This window comes from Blautia sp. MSK17_66 (genome assembly GCF_020538025.1).
Taxonomy (GTDB): Bacteria; Bacillota; Clostridia; order Lachnospirales; family Lachnospiraceae; genus Blautia_A.
This window is the reverse complement of the sequence record NZ_JAJBNQ010000029.1, coordinates 45,918-51,917: the sequence shown is the minus strand read 5'-3', so window position 1 is coordinate 51,917 and position 6,000 is coordinate 45,918. Positions and strand designations below refer to the sequence as shown.

The 6,000-nt window shown below is 39.0% G+C and carries 7 protein-coding genes; 3 read left to right on the top strand and 4 right to left on the bottom strand.

All coding sequences use genetic code 11. From position 1 onward, the window contains the following. Positions 1 to 649 (bottom strand): hypothetical protein (locus LIR34_RS14680; protein ID WP_173903088.1); only part of this gene is annotated, 649 nt, incomplete at its 3' end. Positions 650 to 833: 184 nt separating this feature from the next. Here LIR34_RS14680 and LIR34_RS14675 point away from each other — a divergent pair. Continuing rightward, a complete protein-coding gene (locus LIR34_RS14675; protein WP_227239951.1) occupies positions 834 to 1,967 on the top strand; it encodes a peptidoglycan-binding protein in 1,134 nt (377 codons plus the stop codon). A gap of 58 nt (positions 1,968 to 2,025) precedes the next feature. Here LIR34_RS14675 and LIR34_RS14670 read toward each other — a convergent pair whose 3' ends face one another. Continuing rightward, complete coding sequence (locus LIR34_RS14670; RefSeq protein WP_173903086.1) at positions 2,026 to 2,463, bottom strand: hypothetical protein; 438 nt, start codon at positions 2,461 to 2,463, stop codon at positions 2,026 to 2,028. 54 nt (positions 2,464 to 2,517) lie between these two features. Continuing rightward, positions 2,518 to 3,417, bottom strand: coding sequence for a hypothetical protein (locus LIR34_RS14665; RefSeq protein ID WP_173903085.1), 900 nt, complete (start codon positions 3,415 to 3,417; stop codon positions 2,518 to 2,520). A 335-nt stretch (positions 3,418 to 3,752) separates the two neighbouring features. On the opposite strand from LIR34_RS14665, the gene LIR34_RS14660 reads away from it, so the two are divergent. After that, entirely contained in the window at positions 3,753 to 4,145 is a 393-nt protein-coding gene (locus tag LIR34_RS14660) for a YczE/YyaS/YitT family protein (protein WP_173903084.1), read from the top strand. Between the two features lie 174 nt (positions 4,146 to 4,319). Here the strand turns inward: LIR34_RS14660 and LIR34_RS14655 are convergent, their stop codons facing one another. Next, positions 4,320 to 5,009 (bottom strand): peptidoglycan-binding protein, encoded by a 690-nt coding sequence (locus LIR34_RS14655; protein ID WP_173903083.1) that lies wholly within the window; start codon positions 5,007 to 5,009, stop codon positions 4,320 to 4,322. A gap of 159 nt (positions 5,010 to 5,168) precedes the next feature. Between LIR34_RS14655 and LIR34_RS14650 the strand changes: the two genes are divergently transcribed. Beyond that, on the top strand, positions 5,169 to 5,891 hold the full coding sequence (locus LIR34_RS14650; RefSeq protein ID WP_173903082.1) for a hypothetical protein: 723 nt from the start codon (positions 5,169 to 5,171) through the stop codon (positions 5,889 to 5,891). The last annotated feature ends 109 nt before the right edge of the window (positions 5,892 to 6,000 follow it).

Below are 6,000 nucleotides of genomic sequence, written 5' to 3'. Positions count from 1 at the left end.
CCAATTCAGCCTTCTCACCCAGACCTTCGTAAATTTTAATAATGATAATTGACATTCCCATCATAATGGTTGCAATTAAAACTGCATAATAATCACCTGTTGCATTTTCCTGATGTATGTAAATACGATATACTCCCCAATCGACCATAACTGTAGCGAATGCTAAAAGTAATAAAACAATACCACTCCGGATTTTTATATTTTGATATTTTTTGTCAGAAATAATTTTATTAATAAATAATGTCAAAAAAACAAATAAACATTCTGATACTATTTGCGCCATGCTATAATAACCTGGTTTCAATATTGTCTCTTCTGTATAAGATATTGTCATTATAAATAAAATCACATATTCACAAAGGCATCCCATTACTTCCCATAACATACCATGAAAAAATATTTTTCCTATTTTTCCCTGATACATCCAACTCCCACATATCCCCGCTAATAGACTCATTATTATTATATTTCTTATAAGTCCTAGGTTAGGCAAAAAAGAAAGTAAGATATATAGAAATATAAAAATACATTTATTAATCCTTTGATTTTTATATTTTTTCCTTTCAAAAAAACTACCCATATAAAACTTATATGCACAAAACATAAAAACATAGTAACAAATGTTATTTACTTCAATTAACCTTCTCATTTTTTATAATCCCCCATGCTATTTGCATATAATAAGTAAAAATTACATTTTTATCTCTCTTTTTCAAAAATTATTACATTCTTACGTAAAGGAAGCAGTTGCACTTGGGGTTTCCAATATGGATGCTAAAATGATGTGTGCTAATTTCAGACATCAGGGAGGAGCCTCTGCTGTAAAAAGAATTTTGGCAAAAACAACAAAGCCTTACACTCTGGATCATCTCTACGCAGCCTGCCAGACAGATACCGGAAATCAGGTAGGAGCATATAAGAGTCGTCAGAAGATGGTATATAACGCTCTTAAAACTTACATCACCAATTATAAGGTTACCGCTGCCGAGGCCATTCAGGCTGCTGTAAAAATTGCCAAAGCTGAAATCGGATATCTGGAAAAAAAATCTAACGCAAACCTGAACAGCAAAACTGCCAATGCCGGAACTGCTAATTATACAAAATATTGGAGAGATGCAGATCCTGCTAATCAGGCCTCCCCATGGTGTGCATGTTTTATCAGCTGGGTCTTTATGAAAGCTTTTGGAAAAGCCACCGCAACCAAACTGTTAAAACACTGGCCATATATTTATGTTCCAACACTGGCAGGATTATTCACCAATTATGCTTCCCCCAAAGTCGGAGACATTTTCATGTATCATAATGGATCCGAATTTTCACATACAGGACTGGTAATTTCAGTAAGTGGTGATAAATTTGTAACCATTGAAGGTAATACCAATGATGGAAGCGGTGTCGTTGCTGAAGGAATTGGAGTTTACCAGAAAACAAGGTACAACAGCCAGCTTCCAGGCTCAAAATTTGCCCGTCCAAATTACAGCATCGTAACCTCAATTAATGGTTCCGGAGGAGACATCACACCACCATCTACATGGGTAACAACCGGTACCGCTGTATGCACAGGCTCTTCCCCGATAAAAACAGCACAGAATGCGCTGAACAGCAAATTTAATGCTGGTCTGACGGTAGACGGTATTTGGGGATCTGCCTGCAAAACAGCATATATCAAGGCAATACAGTCTGCCCTGAACTCTGTATATGGTGCCGGACTTACAGCTGACGGCATCTGGGGAACAAACATATCCAATGCCTGCGCCGCCCATGTACTTTCTGAAGGAGCTAATAATCTCTATGTGGGTGTATTACAAATTGGCCTTTACGCACATAATATAACACTGAACAGTGGAATTGACAGTTCTTTTGGACCTTCTACAAAACAGGGAGTTATTAAATTCCAGACTTCTCAGGGGTTATCTGCTGACGGAATTGCAGGCCGTGACACTTTTGCCAGACTTGCAGGTGTCTGATTTTCTGTTTCTCAAAAGGAGTCGCTGCATATGCAGCGGCTCCTTTTTAATATCTGTTTTATTCCTCTGTTTTTCCCTCCATAGTCTGCTGTTCATGATTATAAATCCAGCTGGGCGTCATACTTTCGCTTCCATCTCCGTATACAGAAACAGCAATGTACTTTCCGTCTTTCACATAATATCCAATTTCCAGTTTCAGATTCGCTGCCAGTGGTCCACCTTGTTTCCGGCTTTCTCCTATCTGAATATCGGCATTGCTGATATCAAAGGTGGTCTGTGTAAAATTGCCTTCCGAACCACATTCCATCGTTACGCTGTCCTCATCAGATTCTGTAAGGACTCCGTTTATATATATGATTTCCGATTCTGGTTCGTCGGCAGCATTGCTCTCAGAAGAGGAAGTCTCTTTATTATTCGGGAACTGTCCACATCCCGGAAGACCTGCCAGCAATATCCCAAGCATTATGAATCCTGCTGTTATTCTTTTGTATCTCATTTTTCTCTTTCCCCTGTTGTAAATGATGATTTTCCTTTGATTCTGCCCTCCCTGTTAATAATCCTCAGAAGTTTCCTCTTCCTCGTCTATATAATCTGCATCCCCGGATTCTTCATACTCCTGCGTATCCTCTTCTGCCTGGGTATTTCTCTGTTCCATATTATACAGCTGACTGGGTGAAAAATATTCTGTCCCATCGCTGTATACATAAGTAGCAATGTTCACTCCATCTTTCACATAATAATTTACATCTACATTAAGGCTTGTTCTAAGACCACTGACTCCGATCACTTCATCTACCTGAATATCCAGCTCTGCACTGCTGATGTCAAAAGTCATTTCATAGAAATCTCCATCAGAGCCTGTTTCTATTGTCATGGTAGAGTCATCGTTATATCTTACATTTCCGCTGACGGACTTCATTTCATAATTATAAACCCAGCTTGGGGTCATACTTTCACTTCCGTCTCCATATACAGAAACAGCAATGTAATCTCCATTCTCCACATAATATCCAATTTTAAGATTCAGATTTGCCGCTAACGGTCCCCCCTGTTTCTTGTTTTCGCCTATCTGAATATCCGCATTACTGATATCAAAAGTTGTCTGATTAAAATCCCCGTCAGATCCATACTCGATTGTTACACTGTCCTCATCGGAATCTGTTAAAACTCCGTTTATATATGTAATTTCTTTTTCCGCTTCTGAAGATGTGTTTCCTGTATTGCCGGCCTGAGACCCTGAGCCTGTCTGCGCAGCTGCTTTCGTAGGTTTTGGTGCTGCTGTGGCTTTTGGAGTTGGCGTAGCTGTAGCCTTCGGTGCTGCTGTGGCCGCCGCCTTGGTCGGTTCCGAAGCAGATGTTCCTCCATTCCCCTCTGTCAGTCCGCATCCGGAAAAACACGTTGCTGCTATTCCCAATGCCATAAATACTGCTGTCAATTTCTTGTAGTTCATTTTCTCTTCCTCCTGACATAATATTTTTCTTTCATTATACGCCTTTAACTTATCCATTTTGCAGAAACTGTCAAAATCACGTCTCTTATTGGAATAATTTCCTTTTTTTCTTTTTTATTTATTTTATATCTGCAAATTCATATTTTGTAAGACTTATTTTCCTGATATTCTGCTTTTATAAGCTTGTCCGATATGATAAAATATTGATAAGATGTAACTATTCAGAAGGTAGTATCCCGCGAGGTGTTTTGGCATGTTTTTTGCCAAAATCCCGAGACATACAAGGCAAAGTGCCATCACCGAAGGTGATTTGGAATGCATTTTGACTCGTAACTGTGAGGGTACTGAACAGTTACGATAAGATAAAGAAAAAGGAACTACACATTACACCTGGGTGTGACTTTTTTATTCAGGCAAATCTGGGAACTGACCCCTTTAATGTCCTTGTGGCAGGATGTATCATCCTTGCTCTTGGCATGACCATAGTGATCAAATCGGAAGCGGGAACAGGTCCCAATGATCTGGTTGCCATTGTCATCAGCGACAAAAGTCACAAACCTTTCGGTATCGTGCGCATCCTGACAGACTGCTTCTTTGTGATCGCAGGTTTTCTGCTTGGAGGAACCTTTGGACTGGGAACTATTATCTGTGCCTTTATCGTAGGTCCTGTCGCACAGATCTTTATGCCATATTCCCAACGCTTCTGCAAAAAAATAATCAGAAATTAAACTCATACCCGGCTGCCATGTTGTCACGGCTGCCGGGTACGGGTTTTTAAATAATAACTTCTTTAATTATTGATTCCTGCTTACTACAAAGATAAAAAGCTGGTACAACTGAAATCAGTCAAAACTCCAGTGTACCAACTTTTAATTAGTTATGATCATCTATAAATTATTGTTTTACAAACGACTATATAAAGAATTTATTTTAGCGCGTGTTGCCGGTCCGATGATACCATCCACTGACAGTCCATAAGTTCTTTGGAATCTACAAACCGCATCATAGGTTCCTTGTCCAAAAACACCATCTGCACCGGCCGATCCACAGCTATAACCTAAAGCAATAAGCTTCCTCTGCATATCTCTGACGTCAGTTCCGCTGGATCCCATAGATAAATTACCTCCGGTACTTCCACCATCGCTAGAACCATAAGCAGGTCTGCAAAATGACATTTTTCTCCCACCAATAGATCTCTTCGACGTTCTAACTGCATCTCCAGAATTGCCATCTATAGTAATAATTTCACTGCTGGTTACTGTTTTTACAATTCCTACATGCCCATACGTTCCTCCATTATTTGTACTAACTATAGCAAGATCTCCAACTTTCGGAGTATTATAAACGCATCCTAATGAATTATAATATCGCCATACTTCATAAACTGAAGCTGTTTTTGCACCGCCACAAAAAAGAGCAGAAGCTCCGGCATGTTTAAAAACCCACCATACAAATACTGCACACCATGGATAATTTTCACCATTTACAGCTCGTCCATAATATTCCGTATTATATTTGACATTGTTCACCCCCGTTTCTTTTACTCCAATCTCTTTACTTGCCATGTTAATAATCGTACTTGCTGTTGCCATATCTTTTTCTCCACTTTATTTTTTTAATAACCGGTTATCTGCTTTATATAAAGATAAAATGAAGAAAAACAGAAACTAAAATTAAAGAAAAATTTCAACTACATCCTCATGTTCTTATAATGATACAATATTGAAAACAAAGGAAAGCGAGGGAGCGATATGAAAGAAAAATTTTTTAAAGGCGCATGTATTGCATATATTCTGTTGGGAAGTGTATTTTTTCCAAAAAGCGCCTGGGCGGAAGAACCTCTGGGAACCATGGTCTACCATGATATCAAGGATTTCGGAGAATATTACGATTCGGAATCAGCTATTACCTATGCATTTATAAAAGGAACACTTTCTTCCTGTTCAGACAGTACTAATATTTGTACCGTAACCTCTGACAACGGTAAAGAGGTCGACATATCAGTCAAAAATCCGGAAGACATTCAGAAATACTGCGGTTCAGAGGTTCATGTCTGGTATTCCAAAAATAAACAGAATATCAATAAGCTTATTTCCTGCTCCCCGGAAACTTTCTGGAAAAAGCTCATTGATATTGAAGACAAACAATATTTAATCGAAACGGGAAAGCTTTCTGCTGACAGCTTAACCGAAGAGGAAAAAGCCTTTAAAGAAAACACAATCCAGATAAACGGCACTCTGACTAAATATGTTTCTTTCGCAATGGTCGACAATTTTGGTATCTGTTCTCTTATATTTGTCGAAACAGCAGACGGTGTCACTGAAATATTTCCTATAGATAATCCCTGCAGTCAGTGTGATTCCGTTGAGCGCCACAGGACTTTTGAAGATTATATAAAATTATATGAAGGAATGCAAATAAATGCTGACGTATTCAAAGGACTGAATGTCGCCTATCATTTCGGGGAAGCATAAACTAACAAGAACATATCCTCCAGCAAAACTCATACCCGGCTGCCATGTTGTCACGGCTGCCGGGTACGGGTTTTTATTTTACTTACTGCGGGACTCCCACAGAAGCAAT

Coding starts and splice junctions, on each gene's coding strand:
- LIR34_RS14670 (WP_173903086.1), bottom strand. CDS start 2,463: ATGAGATACAAAAGAATAACAGCAGGATTCATAATGCTTGGGATATTG.
- LIR34_RS14665 (WP_173903085.1), bottom strand. CDS start 3,417: ATGAACTACAAGAAATTGACAGCAGTATTTATGGCATTGGGAATAGCA.
- LIR34_RS14655 (WP_173903083.1), bottom strand. CDS start 5,009: ATGGCAACAGCAAGTACGATTATTAACATGGCAAGTAAAGAGATTGGA.
- LIR34_RS14650 (WP_173903082.1), top strand. CDS start 5,169: ATGAAAGAAAAATTTTTTAAAGGCGCATGTATTGCATATATTCTGTTG.